At 41.6% G+C, this 17,062-nt stretch carries 10 protein-coding genes; 1 reads left to right on the top strand and 9 read right to left on the bottom strand.

Annotated features, from left to right (window positions below; all coding sequences use genetic code 11):
- Positions 1–670 precede the first annotated feature (670 nt).
- The 8 genes from dxs to V7K44_RS17210 all read right to left on the bottom strand — a co-directional run bounded on the left by dxs (position 671) and on the right by V7K44_RS17210 (position 10,899).
- The gene (dxs, locus tag V7K44_RS17245; RefSeq protein WP_334933150.1) at positions 671–2,584 is read right to left on the bottom strand and encodes a 1-deoxy-D-xylulose-5-phosphate synthase; all 1,914 of its coding nucleotides are present in this window, start codon (positions 2,582–2,584) and stop codon (positions 671–673) included.
- 718 nt (positions 2,585–3,302) lie between these two features.
- A complete protein-coding gene (locus V7K44_RS17240; protein ID WP_334933149.1) occupies positions 3,303–3,746 on the bottom strand; it encodes a hypothetical protein in 444 nt (147 codons plus the stop codon).
- 452 nt (positions 3,747–4,198) lie between these two features.
- Positions 4,199–5,449 carry a competence/damage-inducible protein A gene (locus V7K44_RS17235; RefSeq protein WP_334933148.1) on the bottom strand — a complete coding sequence of 417 codons (1,251 nt, stop codon included), beginning with the start codon at positions 5,447–5,449 and terminating at the stop codon, positions 4,199–4,201.
- 111 nt (positions 5,450–5,560) lie between these two features.
- Positions 5,561–6,844: a serine hydroxymethyltransferase gene (glyA, locus tag V7K44_RS17230; RefSeq protein WP_334933147.1), complete on the bottom strand. Its 1,284-nt coding sequence runs from the start codon at positions 6,842–6,844 to the stop codon at positions 5,561–5,563.
- 408 nt (positions 6,845–7,252) lie between these two features.
- Positions 7,253–7,504 carry a hypothetical protein gene (locus V7K44_RS17225; protein WP_334933146.1) on the bottom strand — a complete coding sequence of 84 codons (252 nt, stop codon included), beginning with the start codon at positions 7,502–7,504 and terminating at the stop codon, positions 7,253–7,255.
- A gap of 2 nt (positions 7,505–7,506) precedes the next feature.
- Entirely contained in the window at positions 7,507–8,358 is an 852-nt protein-coding gene (locus V7K44_RS17220; protein ID WP_334933145.1) for a hypothetical protein, read from the bottom strand.
- Positions 8,359–8,521: 163 nt separating this feature from the next.
- A complete protein-coding gene (locus tag V7K44_RS17215) occupies positions 8,522–9,298 on the bottom strand; it encodes an RNA polymerase sigma factor SigF (RefSeq protein WP_292729987.1) in 777 nt (258 codons plus the stop codon).
- A gap of 764 nt (positions 9,299–10,062) precedes the next feature.
- Positions 10,063–10,899, bottom strand: coding sequence for a photosystem II manganese-stabilizing polypeptide (locus V7K44_RS17210; RefSeq protein WP_334721044.1), 837 nt, complete (start codon positions 10,897–10,899; stop codon positions 10,063–10,065).
- 564 nt (positions 10,900–11,463) lie between these two features.
- Here V7K44_RS17210 and V7K44_RS17205 point away from each other — a divergent pair.
- Positions 11,464–11,811 carry a hypothetical protein gene (locus tag V7K44_RS17205; protein ID WP_334933144.1) on the top strand — a complete coding sequence of 116 codons (348 nt, stop codon included), beginning with the start codon at positions 11,464–11,466 and terminating at the stop codon, positions 11,809–11,811.
- A gap of 110 nt (positions 11,812–11,921) precedes the next feature.
- Here V7K44_RS17205 and V7K44_RS17200 read toward each other — a convergent pair whose 3' ends face one another.
- A complete protein-coding gene (locus V7K44_RS17200) occupies positions 11,922–16,970 on the bottom strand; it encodes an nSTAND1 domain-containing NTPase (RefSeq protein ID WP_334933143.1) in 5,049 nt (1,682 codons plus the stop codon).
- Between the last annotated feature and the right edge of the window lie 92 nt (positions 16,971–17,062).

Genomic DNA, 17,062 nt, shown 5'->3' with positions numbered 1-17,062 from the left:
CTAAAACGTCCGGATATTGCTATGTCTATGGCTTAGTTTTTAGGCGCTCGGCGCGTTCGACGCACCATTGCTTATGCCAGTTGCGTAAGTCCTATTTATGTTGGCTTTCTTTGTTCAGCCGTGATTTTTAATTGTCAAGAAAATTTCCTGATTACTTTATCAAAACGTCTAATTGCTTTATAAAAATACCCGTTTGCTTGCTCAATATACCGAAATGCTTTCTCAAAATGAGCTTTGACTTATTCAAAAGAAGCTTTTGCTTTCTCATTTTGGTGTTTTCCGCAAACAAAAGCTGCTTTTACTTTCTCAAACCCCGGTTTGCTTTCTCATTTTGGTGTTTTCCGCAAGCAAAAGTTGCTTTTACTTACTGATTTTGGTGTTTTCCGCAAGCAAAAGCTGCTTTTACTTACTCAAACCTTAGTTTGCTTTCTAATTTAAGTGTTTTCCGCAAGGCGTAGGTTAGCTTGAGGAACGAAATCCAACCTACTAATGCCAATCTGCTAATACATCAAGAACAGTCAATTTATGAACTAGCAGTCACGAAACAAAAGTCGGCTTTTAATTTTATTGCAATTGGTGAAGAGTGAATAGAAATAGCGATCGCTAATATTCTCACAAAAATAACCCCTGTTATAGGGGTTATTCTTAGATAATACTGTTGATAAGTAAACTAAACCACAGCAGATGCAGATACTTGCTGCTTAAAGAAAGCTTGCAATACTCTCTCTGCTATTTGATGACTAGTTAAACCTAGTTCTGTCTTAGATTCATTGGGTTCAGCATGATCTACCAATACATCTGGTACACCGAATCGCTTGACAGGAACAAGAATATCTGCATCTAGTAAAGCTTCGGCGATCGCAGAACCAAAGCCACCCATTACACAGCCTTCTTCTAAGGTGACAACACGGCCGATTTTCTTCGCTAAAGGTAAAATCAACTCGGTATCCAACGGCTTAACAAAACGGGCATTAATTACAGTTGCTTCAATGCCATGTTCGCTGAGAATTTCCGCAGCTTGCATTCCTGGATATACCATTGTGCCATAAGCAACAATTAACACATCATCGCCTGTACGTAGAATCTCGCCTTTGCCGATTTCCAAAGGTTCCCAACCTTCTTCCATCAAGGGAACACCGTAGCCATTGCCACGAGGGTAGCGCATTGCGATGGGGCCACTGGTATGGTTAACACCAGTTACTATCATGCTTTGCATTTCTGCTTCGTCTTTAGGTGCCATTATTGCTATGTTGGGAATGCAACGCAAATAGGCAATGTCATACATACCTTGGTGAGTGGGGCCATCAGCACCGACAATTCCTGCCCGATCCAAGCAGAAAAATACTGGCAGGTTTTGGATGCAGACATCGTGAACTATTTGGTCGTAGGCGCGTTGCAGGAAGGTAGAATAAATAACAGCTACAGGTCGCATCCCTTCTGTTGCAAGTCCTGCTGCTAGAGTAATCGCGTGTTGTTCGGCAATGCCGACATCTATATATTGATTCGGCAGTTTTGCTTGAAGTTTATCTAAACCTGTCCCCGTTGCCATAGCCGCAGTAATGCCGACGATTTTGGGGTTTTGTTCGGCAAGTTTTACCAGAGTGTGAGAAAAGACTTTGGCATAAGCTGGGGGTTTGGGTTTATTAGAAGGAATGGCTTTGCCAGTTGCGACGTTGAAGGGGCTTTGGGCGTGGTAGCCAACTTGATCTAGTTCGGCAATTTCATAACCTTTGCCTTTCACTGTTGCCACGTGTACCAAGACTGGGCCTATTATCTGATGTGCTTGTTGGAAAGTGGCAATCAATTCTTCGAGATTATGCCCATCCACTGGCCCAATGTAGGTAAAGCCAAGTTCTTCAAAAACTGCACCTACTTTTGGAACAGCCAAGCGCTTCATACCTTCTTTGATGCGTCCAAGTTCGGGTGACAGGGATTCACCCACGAAGGGAATTTGCTTAAACTGTTCCTCAAGATTATCTTTAATAAATTGCACCGGTTGGCTGAGGCGCATTTTGTTGAGATAGCGAGGAATCGCGCCGACGTTGCGAGATATGGACATATCGTTGTCATTGAGAACAACCAACAGGTTCGTTTTCGGCATGTGTCCGGCATGGTTGATCGCTTCTAAAGCCATACCCCCAGTCAGTGCGCCATCCCCAATCACAGCAACGGCTTTAAATTTTTCCCCTTTCAAGTCTCGCGCTAAAGCCATGCCCAATGCTGCTGAAATACTTGTAGAAGCGTGTCCAGCCCCAAAGTGATCGAACTTGTTTTCACACCGTTTCAGATAGCCCGCAACTCCGTCCTTTTGTCTGAGGGTGTGGAAGCGATCGTAACGTCCTGTAAGCAGTTTGTGGGGATAAGCTTGGTGTCCTACATCCCAAATCACTTTATCCCGATCTAAGTCCAGCGTTTGGTAAAGTCCTAGTGTTAATTCGACAACACCCAACCCTGGACCCAAGTGTCCACCATTAACTGCTACTGTTTGAAGATGCTTATCTCGAATCTGACGGGCAATCTGTTGCAGTTGGCGAACAGATAAACCGTGCAACTGATTAGGATGGGTGATTTCGCTCAGATGCATATTATAAGGTTTTCCTCTCTAACTTCGAGTCTCGGTATTTTGATTTTCCCACGGTCGGGTTGTCCACAGAATCAAACTCTTACATTGTTACTAAGTTGTAGTGGAAAGTATAATTTCGTAATTGTTAATGGCGAAAAGTTTGTTATACATTAACAATTCGTCAAATTAAATTGCAATCAGTTAATGTTATAACACATTTGGCAATAAGTAATGCTACTTAAAAATTGTTTTTAGTCCGTATAGAAAAACAATTTTTCTAGGAGTAGTTTGCGGTAGTTCCCTAAGCAGATTACTCAATTTTGCTATCTTAAGTTAGTACAAAAGAAAGTCAAATATTTTATTTATAACTATATATCTAGCATAATTGCTGGTAAATATTTAACAATAGTTGCTTCTCTTGTGCAGTGACAACAGCTAATTTTATCAGCGATCGCAAGTTCTTATAGCTATACAAATATGTATCTAAAGCTACTTGATTAGTTTATATAAATATCATGTCTGGGTAATTACTAGATTTTAACTATAATTCCCTGTAGTGAAGCAGAGCTAGCTGTGTTACCCTATCCTAATGGTTAAATACTTGTAAATTGCTGTAATAATATTCACATAACCTGAGACTTTTCAAAATTATTCGTAAACAACAATATTTCCGACTTCTTTAAGAAGTCGGAAATTTAAAGCTTTCGATTTTTACGAATCTAATAGGATCGCTATATCTCTATTTACCAAAAGCATCCTTAATGTTTTCAACAGTACGTTCAACAACGTTCTTGGTATTGTCTACTGCTTCTTTAGTGCGAGATGCATCTTCATTTGCTCTTTTCTGAATTGTAGCGGCATCTTTCTTGGCTTTGCGCTCAATAAAGCTACCATTGTCTGTTGATTGGTCAACTTTACTGGCATTGCTCTTAGCAGCTTCCTTAACTTTATCTGCTGCATCATCAATGAAGTTTTTGGTTCGTCCTGCATCTCTACCAGCTTTGTCTTGAGCGCGATCTGCATCATCATAGGCAATCAAGGTTCCAGCAGGAGCAGCCATTGCTGAGGTGTTCGAGAAAAATGCACCTTGCCAAACGAAAGCGATCGCTAACATACAAAACAGCGCTGTAGCCATCCAGCGTTTTACGGTGGAAAGCTGTTTTGCAACATAATTGGATTTCATACAATACAATCTCATGTGATTTAGTATACTATTTCTACTTCATTTAGCTTATTAGCCATATCGATCCCTAGATAGAAGTTCTGGCATCAATAGTTATGAAAAGAATTCACTACTTTGATAGATTGAATTTTGAGTAAAGGTTATTTTCTGGTAATCAAAGGTGGAATTAAACAGTTTACAGACTTTGAAAATGAGCGATACCTACGGTAAGCTACGCTAACGCACCCAGAAAAAAGTTAGCGATCGCCCTTGAGTTAATCAACTTGCGATCGCTTCCAGCAGACGGTTACGCCATCCCAACTACTGTTTCCGATTGGGGCGTTTGCGTTTGATTTTTTCTTCAGTCCAACATCTGATGAGTGCTACACCTACTACAAAGCCAATGCTGAGTTTCAATTAGAAATCTCTTGGAAGCAGGGTGCAGAAATCACAGAAATAACATAATATACCTGCTACCTCGTCAACAACTTCCGGCGCAGATTATCCAACGCTGCATTCGCACTCACATGACGAATTAGAGCGCGTCCTCTCACAGTACCAAACTGATACTCAAAACTTGTCACTTCATCCTTTGGCCCGGCTAAACCAATGTAAACTAAACCCACTGGCTTCGTATCTGTCCCTCCAGTTGGGCCAGCAATTCCAGTAATACTCAGTCCCCAAGTTGTTGCAAGGCTGGTTTTGACTCCAACAGCCATTTGCTCTGCAACAGTAGCACTTACCGCCCCAAATTTATCTAAATCTTCCTGGTTAACCCCCAACAGCCTAACCTTCACCGAATTGTCATAAGAAATTACTCCACCCCAAAAGTAATCAGAACTTCCAGAAATCTCAGTCAACATTTGGCCTAAACTACCACCTGTGCAAGATTCTGCCACTGAAAGCGTTTCTTTTGATGCCCGCAACAACTGACCGACTACGGAAGCCAGAGTATCATTATTAACGCCATAAAAATCCAGTCCGACAATTTCTTTAAGTTGTTTTTCAATGGGCGCAATTAGGGCTTCTGCCGCTGCTTCTGAATTTGCTTTTGCAGAAACTCGTAATCTTACTTCCCCCTTACCTGCATAAGGGGCGACTGTGGGATTTGGCAACTTTAAATAGGAAGCAACCTTTTCCGCTAAAGCAGATTCACCAATACCCCAAAACTTTAAACTCCGGCTGTAAATAATTTCTTTACCCCAACCTTGACTTTTGAGAAATGGCACAGCTGTTTCTTCCCACATCGCGTGCATTTCACTTGGAACACCGGGAAAGGTAAAAATTGTGATTTCAGGACGAGGTTGCCAAATGATGCCGGGTGCTGTTCCAGTGGGGTTGGGTAGAATTTCTGCACTTTGGGGAATCAAAGCCTGTTTGCGGTTACTTGGTGACATAATCCGACCACGTTGGGCGAATTTCTGGGTTATGTCTTCGATGATGTCAGAACGTTCTACCAACGGAACTTTAAAAAAATCGGCGATGGTTTCGCAGGTGAGATCGTCTGGTGTTGGGCCGAGTCCACCAGTGAAAATGAGAATTTGCGCTCTGGAAATAGCAATTTCTATAACTTGCTTTAACCGTTCTGGATTATCTCCAACCACTGTTTGATAGTAGTGGGGAATACCTAGTTGCGCTAATTGTTGCGCCAAAAATTGAGCATTGCCATTGAGGATATCTCCTAGCAATAGTTCAGTACCAACACAAATAATTTCTGCACTCATTAGAAGGAATAGTTAGGAGTTAGGAGTTAGGAGTTAGGAGTTAGAAGTTAGGAGTTAGGAGTTCAATATTTAAAACTCATCACTCCTAATTCTTAACTCCTAACTATCATGTCAGGCTAATGCTGGTACAGGAATTTCCAGGTGAGGATATAAGGGGAAGCGATCGCACAATGCCGCTACCCGTTGCCGACAATCTTGGGTTACTACGTCGGAATCTGGAGAAAGCAAGCGATCGCTAATAATATTGGCAATCTCAGTAAATTCTGCTACTCCTAAGCCCCGTGTGGTCATTGCTGGCGAACCTAACCTCAGACCGCTGGTAACAAATGGCGACTGCGGATCAAAGGGAATAGTATTCTTGTTAGCAGTAATATTCACAGTACTGACTAACTGATCTGCCTGCTTACCAGTTAGACTTACAGAGCGTAAATCTACTAAGATTAAATGATTGTCAGTGCCGTTAGATACTAACTTTAAACCACGGTTTTGCAATTGTTCGGCCAAAGCACGAGCATTTTCAATCACTTGGGCAGAATAAGTTTTAAACTCAGGCTTGAGGGCTTCTCCAAAAGCTACTGCCTTGGCAGCGATAACGTGTTCCAATGGCCCGCCTTGGCTGCCAGGAAAAACAGACTTATCTAGCTTTTTACCTAGTTCTGCGTCGCCAGTCAAGATTAAACCACCTCTAGGGCCGCGTAGAGTCTTATGGGTAGTTGTTGTGACTACGTGACAGTGAGGAATGGGATCGGGATGAAGACCAGTGGCAACTAAACCAGCAATGTGAGCAATATCGGCAAGTAAGTAAGCGCCGATTTCATCAGCAATACTACGGAACTTTTCAAAGTCAATTACACGGGGATAAGCCGAATAACCACAAATCAAGAGCTTAGGACGCTCCCTCAGCGCCAGCTCGCGAATTTGATTGTAGTCAAGTTGTTCTGTTTGTTGACTGACACCGTAATGACTAACTTGGAACCACTTACCTGAGAAATTGACAGGGGAACCGTGGGTAAGATGTCCTCCATGAGACAAATCCATCCCCATAATTTTGTCCCCTGGTTCTAGGAGTGACAAGAACACAGCAAAATTGGCTTGTGCGCCAGAATGGGGTTGCACATTTGCATGAGCAGCCCCAAATATCTGTTTAGCGCGATTGATCGCTAGTTGCTCGATTTTGTCGATAAACTCACAACCGCCATAGTAGCGTTTGCCAGGTAAACCCTCAGCATATTTATTTGTCAATACCGAGCCTTGAGCCGCTAGTACAGCCGCGGAGGTAAAGTTTTCACTAGCAATCAACTCCAAGTGATCTCGTTGACGCTGTAGTTCGTCGTTGATTAACCCTGCGATCGCCGGATCGCTGGAAGAAAGAAAGTCTGAATTAGTCCTAGTCACTTGAATTATCCTTATGGAAATTTGTACAACGGCTGATTTTGGTTGGACGTAGCACCTAAATATACACTCAAGAGCAATGGTTTTTGACTGCTGTACAGAGGCAATTAATCGTCTCCGTACTCTGGAGGTTTATTTGTGCCAACTTATTTATTATTAAACCCAAGCTCGATTAATGCATTAATTATCATAACGTTGCTTTTTGAAATCCTCACCTTGCTGCGTGTTGTGAGGTCGTTAGACAGTATTCTTTATGAACCTATGTTAAATAATGCTTGCTGCGTAGGCGTAGCCCGTCGGAGACATCGCTGCACTGTGGAATGAACTTCAGAATGATTTGCGAACAACAAGAATCCCGACTTTTTTAATAAGTCGGGGTTCTGCGGGTTGCAATTCTCACAAATCAAAAAATCAAATAGGATTCATATAACGATTTTGATAGTAAGCCAAAATCTGGTTAACTCGTTGACGATTTTCTAAGGTAGAGTTTGGTGCCCATGAGAGGTTCAAGCCAGCAATTTGACTTTGATTGTAATCAAACTGTTGGGATGACTGGGGAATTAAATCCACTTCCACCCCTTCGACTTGACCTAAATGAGCTGCTATTTCTCTATAAACAGCTAAAGGCAAACCAACGAATTCAACTTTTTCCTTAGTCTCCATCTTTATGAAGCTCCCACATTAAAGGTATTTTGGAGGGGCGTTGTCACTGAAATAGCATTGCCGGTAGCAGATGCAGCTGACGACGTTGATTTGACAGTCCCTTCCCCTACCATTTTGGCAACTTCAATACCATATTGTTCCAAAATCACGATGGGGTTGTAGCCCTGATTCATTTCAATACGTTTAATCAGTACGCCATTTGCTAATCGCTGTCCCGCCTGTACATACCGACTTGTCGGCTCATCCGGTACTTTGATAATTGCTTGTGGTTCTTTACTAATTAGAACTACACCAGTCACAACCACTGCCCTTGCTAACTCAGGCTGTGCTGGCGGTGGCAATACAGAGACTAAAGTGGGGTTGGGGACAACTTGAGGCAAAACTTTAGGCAACACTGAAGTCAAGGTAGGATTGACTTTTTTTGGTAGAGAAGAAATGTTATTTTTCTTTGGATTTAAAGCGATGCTGCGTGTTGGAAGTTTTCGTACTGCTAGTGATGCAGTAGGTAGCTTAGGCAACACGGGAACTGGTCTTCCAGATGTTTTAGACATTCCGAGAACAGTCTGCCCGAAAAGTTGTGCAAAAGGGTCGCTTCGAGCTTTTGATACCACAAGTTCCCGTGTCCGCTCTGTAGCATTAGTGGATTGAATCAAGCTAACAGATGCAAGATTAACTTGTGAGACCTGTTTAGCCGGTATCACTGGATTCTTAAAGGATTGAGCCGCTGGTGGCGACTTTTTTGCTATTTTGGGAACTGGCACAGGATTGATGGCTTGTGGTGTATCTTCAGAAGCACATCCGGCGATCGCCAAAGTTAAAATAGCTGCAATTGTAATTTTTGAAGTTATGCCCATGAGCCTTTCTCAAAAGCCATTGGAAAATTGAAAATTGGAAATAAACAATGCCTATAATTTGGATTAAAGGCAAAGTATGTTTCCTTTATAACCTAATTTTTTACATTTCAAGGGTTATTTTTAGTACTGCATACCCAGTATAACTGCGGTCTGTTGTTTGCAGTCAATCTTCTGCCACACCCATAAGCTCTTTCATCAAATCCAGTCCTTTCTTGACTCTACGGGAAACCGTTACTACACTGATGCCCAGATGTTCTGCAACTTGTTTTTGGGTCAAATCCTGCAAAAATACACATTCCAACACATCGCGGGTGCGTTTTTCTAGCTGAACCAACGCTTGTTGTAAGCGAAGTTGGTCTTCTTGTGCCAGTTGAAAGCTGCGATAGTGAGGATCTGGAACCAATTCTCCCAAGCAGGTAGAACCTTCTTCTCCATCTTGGATTGGCACATCAAGACTCAAGGGAGCGCGATTGACCCATGCTAATTTAATTTCTTGCCATTCGTTTGGAGAAATTTCCAGTGCTGCTGCTAATTCCGAGTCGGTTGGTTGACGATTGTGTTTTTCACGCCAAGAACGTGATACTCCTATTGCTTGCTGTTGGAGTGCTAACCATCTCCGAGGAATTCGCACGGTGACACCTTTATCTCGGAGATAGTGTTGAATTTCACCCCGAATATAAGGAAGAGCGTAGGAACTGAAGGCATGTCCCTTGGAAATTTCAAATCTTTCAATAGCTCTGATTAAACCCAAACATCCAACTTGGAGCAAATCATCGTAGGTTTCATGACATTGATTTGTCCAATAGTGAGCTTCTTTTCTCACAAGTCCAAAATTGAGTTTTACCAGTTGATTGCGGATATTTTCTGACGGAGATTGCTGATATTCTCGCAACAACTGCCAAATTTCGTGCTTTAGTTCATTGGTGACTGTGGTAGGCATAGCACCGGGTTTATTGAGCAAATAAAGAATCAATTATTCGCTTTTTAAATTCAGCTGCGATCGCACGATATCAAATGAAATATTGCGCTATATTTTTTAGCAAATACTATGGGAGATAATAAAGACTTTCTATTAAAATTCCATAGGTTATTTGACAATCGAGCAGAATTTAAATGGGCGAAATCGCTATTTAGTTGGTTATTTATCTTTGGTATGACCTGTAGCTTTTTTAGAACCACATAGAAATAAAATATAAAATTAATCACTAAATATCAAACCGAGATTGTACTTAACTTGAATTAATTAATGATGAAGTTAATTTAGAGAAACGAAACAACAGTAGTCGAGCTTTTGTTTGACAAGTAAAAGTTGGATTTACAGTAAAATTACGTGTTCATCCCACTAAAATTTATCCAATAGTTAAAAATTACTAATAATTTAAAAAAATCTTACGTATATTTACGCAAGCAAACAAAAAAAGGGCGTCTCACCCTTTTTTGTACTTAAGTCTATAGTGTTTTAATGAAAGGGAAAAGGTTAAAGGGATGAATTAAGTCACCCATAAGACTGAGGGATAATAATTTTCCCAATTGTCAGGGCTATTTTGCCCCCAGTTTTACTCAGATTTAACTTTTTCTCATTTTTGTAAAAAATTTATCCACCCTCTTTTTTAAAGAGGGTGGATAGTTTAACTTTTGCGATCAAGTCTGATACTTACAGAATTGTCGTTTTGAGTGCCAGTCAGTTGCCTTACTTTCGAGGATTTAGCCACGAGTCGATTCAACCCGTCCATAAAATAGACCACGAATCTTGACTTCTTTAGGTTCGCCAGCACCTAAATCTGTATCAGATGGCTGTTCGCTCTCGAAAGTACCAGCAATTTCACCGCTAGAACTGTCTATTTTGGCGATTTGCAGAGAAATCTTGCCATTAAGATTTTCAGCACGCTTGACGTTAGTGCGAGTAAGTTCTTCATCATCTGCTTGGGCGGGGAGAGCTACGGCATTATCGTAGCCACTGACTACACCACGACCTTTAGGATCTAGGAAGGCAGCACCACGATAGGAAGGAACTTTAAAGCTGCCTTCAAAGTCCGTAGAGGTGTTAATACTAGTCAAGCTGGGTTGGCTTTGAGCAACCAAATTTTTGATGGTGAAGAGGAAAGGTACTCTTTCACCACCAGGAAGTTGCACAGTGATGGCTTGGAAGTCAAGACCATCAGTTTCCGTAAAAGTCAGGCTATTATCTGCGTTGACTTTCAGATTACCTTGTACTTGGTCAATGGTGGAAGTGTATCTGGTCAACAATTTGCCAGCAACAAATTCTGCTTCTTGCCGTTTATTAGCAGGTTCTTCTTTAATGAAGAAGCTAGTTGGTTCCAAGCAAAGTTCTTTGATGGTATAAGACTGGCTAGAATCAATGGGAAGGGAACCACGGCTTGTTTCTGCTAGTTGGGGGCATTTGTTAGCCAAGCCAGTGCCGCGAATTTGATCGTAAGTCAGTACATCTCTACCACTACTGCTAGCAGGAGCATCACTACAAGCGGTTATTAGCCCCAGGCACAAAGCCAAGAATGCAACAATTAAAGCGCGATACCTCATGGTCAACCTCAATCTCAAAAATTAATATCTAAGTTGTAAAACTGCATCGAAGCTTTTATCTCTAATGAGAAGCCGCTACTCTGCGAAAAGCTACCTTAGAGTTGGGCGAGTGTATGAGTAAGCCTCACACAGAGAAGCATAAATGCTTGTGCCTTGAAAAATGCGAACAGTGGTGTCTGCTTCGCACTTTGCTTTTGCTTATCGCAAAAGCGGCGTCGCCCAAGTCTTTTTGTATCATGTATGTGACGCCACTACATACAGCCCATTGTTAGATGGGTAAATCAGCCAGATCATACGATTTTTTTTAACTCAAAATCAAAGTTCTCAAAATCCAAGAAAGTCTCGTCCCGATCGCATCTAGCTTCTGTAGAGCCTATGCTAAAGGTTACTACGCTCTTTTTGGAGCGATCGCAATTGCTTTTGATAAAGATACAAATCTAGTTATATTCACCCCTGACTAGGGCAAGTGAGGAGATGGGATAAGAGGGAGACAACTGACAAACTAGGGAAAATTAAAAATCTCCGGTAAATTTGAGTTGATCTCATTTATACGGAAAAGGTGGCATGAACGATCAAAAAAATATTGAATCAGAGAAGTTGTCTGGTAAACTGCAAGCGATCGCAACTGTGGTGTATGATGCCGCTACAGCTTGTGAAGGCGAGACTGTAGCTCTTTTAGCTTTGCTGCGGCAATTAGAGCAGTTACACCGAGAGATCCGGGATGGGGTTTTTCAAGAGAGTTTACCTGTTAACCGTCGCCAACTTTACTCACTGCTGAAAGATATTGAGTCTGAGGGAGGCTGGCCCTATATTGAGCGGATGAGGCTACAAGCCTTTTTAGCGAATTTGCCACAAGAGGCTCCCAAAGAAAATAGCCATGAACTTTTGGAGAGCGATCGCTCCTTTGACTGATTAGCTCGAAATTTATTTCTAGCTCTGAATTAATAACTTTGATCGCCTCATCAACCGCTAAACCAAGAGCGGTTGCTCATTGAGGCTTCAACCTAATTTATAATTCGTAATTAAAAAGGGTTTGTACGGGTTATCCCATCACAAAGAAGGCGATCGCGCTCTTCAAGATTGTGGTTGTGCTTAAGGTAATCACCCACCCAATCGCAACCACGAACAAGCAGATCGTCAAGATGTAAATTCCACAGAATTATCGTGTTGTCATCACTAGCTGATGCTAGTGTTTGACCATCTGGGCTAAAACTGACACTTAATACCGGAGCGCGATGCCCATTGAGACTTTTAATTAATTTGCCATCACGGCTCCAGAGTTTCACTGTACTGTCCCAACTAGCGGCGGCGAGTAATTCACCATTGGGGCTGAAAGTCACGGCATTGACGCTATCACTGTACCCCTTTAATAAAGTTTTTAACAACGTCCCATCCCGTCGCCACAGTTTCACGGTGTTATCCCAGCTAGCAGAAGCCAGCAACTCGTCAGTGGGACTAAAGCTGACACCCAATACCCAGCTATCATGAGGCGAGAAAGTTTTGAGCAAAGTACCATCCCGCCGCCAAAGTTTCACTGTTTGATCGTCACTGGCAGAGGCTAAAACCTGACCATCAGGGCTGAAATTGACGCTATTTACCCAACCCTGATGTCCCACTAAGGTTTTGAGCAACTTGCCCTCACGGTTCCAAAGTTTCACTGTTTTATCTTTGCTAGCTGATGCTAAAAACTGACCATCAGGGCTGAAATTGACGCTCATGACGCTATCGCTATGTCCGTGGAGAGTCATGATTAAAGTACCGTCAAGCCGCCAAAGTTTCACAGTTTTGTCATAACTTCCTGAAGCCAGCATTTGACCTTTTGGGTCAAAACTGACACTAGGAACTTTATTTGTGTGTCCCACCAAAGTTTTGTAAAGTCGAGTTTTGATCTCGCCACTACTGGTGTATCGCTGCCAAAGTTTGACAGTGCGATCGCTACTACCAGAAGCTAGCATCTGACCGTCGGGACTCCAAGCAACGCTCAAAACTCGATCTCGATGCCCTTGAAGCATAGACGGTCTTGGAGCATCTAAACTCCATAGTTTCACACTTTTGTCGAAACTTCCTGAAGCTAATAATTTGTTTTTTGGACTGAAAGCAATGCTAACGACAGCATCACTGTGTCCTTTGAAGGTTTTGAGTAAATTACCAGTGATACTCCAGAGATTTATGGTATTGTCTTCACCTGCGGAAGCTAACTTTTTACTATCCGAACTAAAGCTCAAACTCCACACCGTACCGTTATGCTGCCGTAAAGTTTTGTAAGGAAAAAAGTCAAAACCGTCTTTAGTGTTGCTACTCTCCCGCCGCCAAAGTTTCACTGTCTGATCTCGACCTGCTGACGCCAGAAATTTACCGTCTGGGCTGAAAATAGACACAATTACGCCTTGCTTATGTCCTTGCAAAGTTGTAACGAGGCTACCGTCCCGCCGCCAGATTTTTACTGTTTTGTCGTCGCTAGCTGAGGCGATGAATTGACCATCAGGACTGAAGTTTACCCAGTTAACCCACCCTTGATGTCCTCTCAGTATTTTTACTAAGCTACCGTCTTTGCGCCAGATTTTTATGGTTTTATCCTTACTGCCAGTAACTAATAACTCGCCATCAGGACTAAAATCGACGCTATAAACCCAATCTTCATGTCCTCTCAGGGTTTTATATGGTTTGGGGTCAAATTCACCTGTAACCGAGTTTTTATGCCAGATTTTCACTGTTTTGTCAAGGCTAGCGGAAGCTAGGGTTTGACCATCAGGGCTAAAAATGATACAAGTAACAGCATCAGTGTGACCTTTGAGGGTTTGGAGTAAAGTACCGTCAGAATGCCAAAGTTTCACTGTCTGATCTCGACTACCTGATGCTAGCAATTGACCATCTGGGCTAAAAGTCACTCCCCAGACGATATCAGTGTGCCCTTCCAAGCGGTTAACCTCAGTTACCCCGTAAACTGCCTGTTGCAGTGCTGTTACTACCCGCATTCGGGTATCTGGCTGAACTCCATCTGCTTGTTTAAGTCCTCTCCAAGCCCGTAAACTTTCTAGGAGGGCATCAAATTCTTTATTAGATGCAAACAGAGCTTCGCTAGTAGCAGTAATCGCACTAATTTGTAAGTTGGTTTCACTATGTTCAGCTCGTAGAGTTTGACGGACTGCTGCTCTTTTTTGTAAGTCGGCTTGCCACCATAACGCTGCGATTGTTCCCCCCATAATTGCTAGGATTGCACCTGCTACCCGTGCTTCCCGCAGTCGTCGTTGCAATACCAAATTTAGTTGCTTTTGACTAAGTTGTTGGGCTGCTTCGGCTCTAGTTTTTTCAAGTTTGATTTTTTCTAATTCGGCGAGCATACCATAGTTGTTCTTTTGGCGAATTGGTTCAACTAAATAATCGTGAACCAACTGGTAGCGATCGCCTAACTCTTCTCTGACTCGCAATACCAATCCTGAGCCTACCAATATTTCTAAAATCAGTTCTCCAACTTTGTCAAAGCTTGATATTGTATCTATATCATAATTATTCACTAATGCAGCTGCTAAATCAGCTTTAGTTTTTAAAGGTCGCGTCCCCTTTTCATCTGTTAATTCAAATAATAATTTCCAACTTAAATCTTCGTTCTCTTGACCGCAGTCTTTGATAACTTCCCCTAACCAGCGTTCTACCAATTTTGCCGAGCCACCACAAAGCTTATATTCCGCAAGTGTCGTAATATTTTCTATTTGTAGTTGAGCACCGACTATTTGTAATTCAATTGGATGTACTTCGTCTAGTTCTCCTGTCAAATCCAGGACTAATCGGTTAATTAATTCCTCACTTAGTTCATAATGTGAACGTTGAGTAAGACTGTGAATTATGGCTTTGGCATCTCGGCTAGAGAATTTTCCTAAATAGTAGCGAATGTCCTTATCAAGTATATTTTTATTAATTACTCCTAAATCATATAAGCCAGTACTATTTTTCTGACTCAAACGTTCAAACTCTAATAAATGATGTAAGTAATCTTCTCGTAATGAAAGAATAATTTTTACATAAGAAATATTTAAACATTCACTAAAAAATTTATAAAACTCTATTCTTTGTGTAGGAGGATTACTAATAAAGAAAAATTCTTCAAACTGGTCTAATATGATAACTATTGTATAATTACGTTCAGATGCTAGCCGAATTCTTTCTAATAGTATGGTGGGTGTAGAGTCAATATTAACCGATATTTCTGTGTATGCTAATGCTTGGTTGATACTGCTGCTCAAGATTGTTATCCAATCAGTATAAACAGACAAAACAATCGGTATAGGAATGCGTTCACCGATAACTTTTCCCTTGAGTGCTGGGACTAAACCAGCTTTGAGAATTGAACTTTTACCTACACCAGATGGCCCATAAATAACTGTGAGTTTGTAGTCAGCGCGGGTAATTCTTTCAATTAAGCGATTGACATCTTGTTGCCGTCCAGAAGCAGATATTTCTTGAGCAATTTCTTCAGGAATAAACGGTATTTTGTGAGGTTCTAGTACTGGGTTAATTCTAGGGCGTTGTGGCTGTAATTGACTTGCCCCGATAAAGGCACGAAAGCCATACTGATGTTCTATTTTAATTTTTTCTTGCTTCAGCTTAAAGGCTTCTGTATAGTTATGACACTCAAAAAAGTAAAGCGATCGCAGTTCCTCTAAAATCTCTAAGTACAGTAATGGCTGATGTTGTAGCTCACAAACTACCCTCGCCCATTCCAAGTTATTGATAGCTTCCTCGCACTCACCCAAATGCCGTTGTGTGCGTGCTAGCAATAGAAGATACCAACTTTCTTGTCGTCGTCTTCGCAAAGCGTCTCGCAAAGAAACTTGTGTTACTTCTTCGGAGATAGAAAGCGCTGTATTTGCTAATTCATGAGCCAGTACCCAATTCGATTCTGAAGCCGCCACATTTGCCAAAAAACCATAATTCTGAGCAACTTGTGCGGGAGTTCCATAAGTTTTATGTAGGTTTAATGACTTTTGAGCTAATTCTTTTAAGTCATCCCAGGCTTGTAGACGTTGTAGCATTTCACAAGCAGGCAAAATGAATTTAGCAACTAAGTCTTCTCTTTGTACCTCCTCCAATAGCTCCAAGCATTGTTTAAACCAGGACAGGGCATGTTCGCAATAGCTACTAGTATTCTGGTATAAGTCTGCCATTCGGTGATAACAAAGCCCTAGGTGGAATAGTACTATTGCTTGCTTGAGTAAAGATGAGGGGGGCATAGGTTGAGGACATGAGAGAGGCAAAGAAGAATTACTCTCCCACTCTGCTATTCTCCTCACTTCCTGCTGCCATAATGCTAGGCTTCTTTGATAATTGGCTAAAGCACCGTTAATTTGATCGTTGGCGTATTTATCTCGCCCCAACACAAATTCTAAACTAGCTTCTAATCCTGGTGTTAATTTAACGTTATACAGGCGTAGTAAATCATTACGCGCTGATTCTATTTCGTGGCGGTGTTGCGACTTAGGATCTAAATCTAGGAAAGCATTAGATAAAAAAGTTTCAGCACCTGCTTCTAAAACTTTCTCAAATAAAGATTCTTCCTCTTGAGATATCAAAGCAATTAAATCTGCTTTGGTCATTTCAAATTTAATAGTGGTTGCAGCCCAGCTTTTGAAATCAGGCGCTAATCTTGAAAGCAATGATGCTACTTCATCCTGTAGCCACAACACGACTGGAAATGGAAAAGTAGCAGCATAGATATCTCGTGCTTGGTTGATACCTGTAAGTAAGTTTTCTAGATCGGTAGTTGACTCAATACCGAAAATCATTACAGCAGACGGTAAAGAGTCTGTAAGGACGGCAGGATTATCTAAAGATAGTTCTGAGATTATTGTGCTGTGTAAAGAAGTAGTTGATGGATTGAGAACGATTTCTCTGATATGAATTTCTTTAGTGTTCGAGCGAATATTCTCTAACATTTGCTCGCGTAATCGCCCATAGTTGCATCGAACTAAAATCAGAGCAAATTGACCTTCGGAAAGTGCGATCGCTCTAATCAGTCTTTGCAAAGTATGCTGATTTTCTTTGGTGTAGACACGTAGCTGCTTATCATTACTCATTGGATATGGGGCTGGGCATTGGATATGGAGTATTAGGCATTGGATATGGGGCATTGATCATTAATTCACTAACAAATGACCAATGACAAATT

Source organism: Nostoc sp. (assembly GCF_036917235.1).
Lineage (GTDB): Bacteria > Cyanobacteriota > Cyanobacteriia > Cyanobacteriales > Nostocaceae > Nostoc.
This window is presented reverse-complemented; position numbering and strand designations above follow the sequence as displayed.

Excerpts from the sequence above, each read along its gene's own strand:
- V7K44_RS17225 (WP_334933146.1), bottom strand. The coding sequence starts at position 7,504 with ATGGAGACTAAGGAAAAAGTTGAATTCGTTGGTTTGCCTTTAGCTGTT.
- V7K44_RS17200 (WP_334933143.1), bottom strand. The coding sequence starts at position 16,970 with ATGAGTAATGATAAGCAGCTACGTGTCTACACCAAAGAAAATCAGCAT.
- V7K44_RS17220 (WP_334933145.1), bottom strand. The coding sequence starts at position 8,358 with ATGGGCATAACTTCAAAAATTACAATTGCAGCTATTTTAACTTTGGCG.
- V7K44_RS17210 (WP_334721044.1), bottom strand. The coding sequence starts at position 10,899 with ATGAGGTATCGCGCTTTAATTGTTGCATTCTTGGCTTTGTGCCTGGGG.
- V7K44_RS17235 (WP_334933148.1), bottom strand. The coding sequence starts at position 5,449 with ATGAGTGCAGAAATTATTTGTGTTGGTACTGAACTATTGCTAGGAGAT.
- V7K44_RS17205 (WP_334933144.1), top strand. The coding sequence starts at position 11,464 with ATGAACGATCAAAAAAATATTGAATCAGAGAAGTTGTCTGGTAAACTG.
- V7K44_RS17215 (WP_292729987.1), bottom strand. The coding sequence starts at position 9,298 with ATGCCTACCACAGTCACCAATGAACTAAAGCACGAAATTTGGCAGTTG.
- dxs (WP_334933150.1), bottom strand. The coding sequence starts at position 2,584 with ATGCATCTGAGCGAAATCACCCATCCTAATCAGTTGCACGGTTTATCT.
- V7K44_RS17240 (WP_334933149.1), bottom strand. The coding sequence starts at position 3,746 with ATGAAATCCAATTATGTTGCAAAACAGCTTTCCACCGTAAAACGCTGG.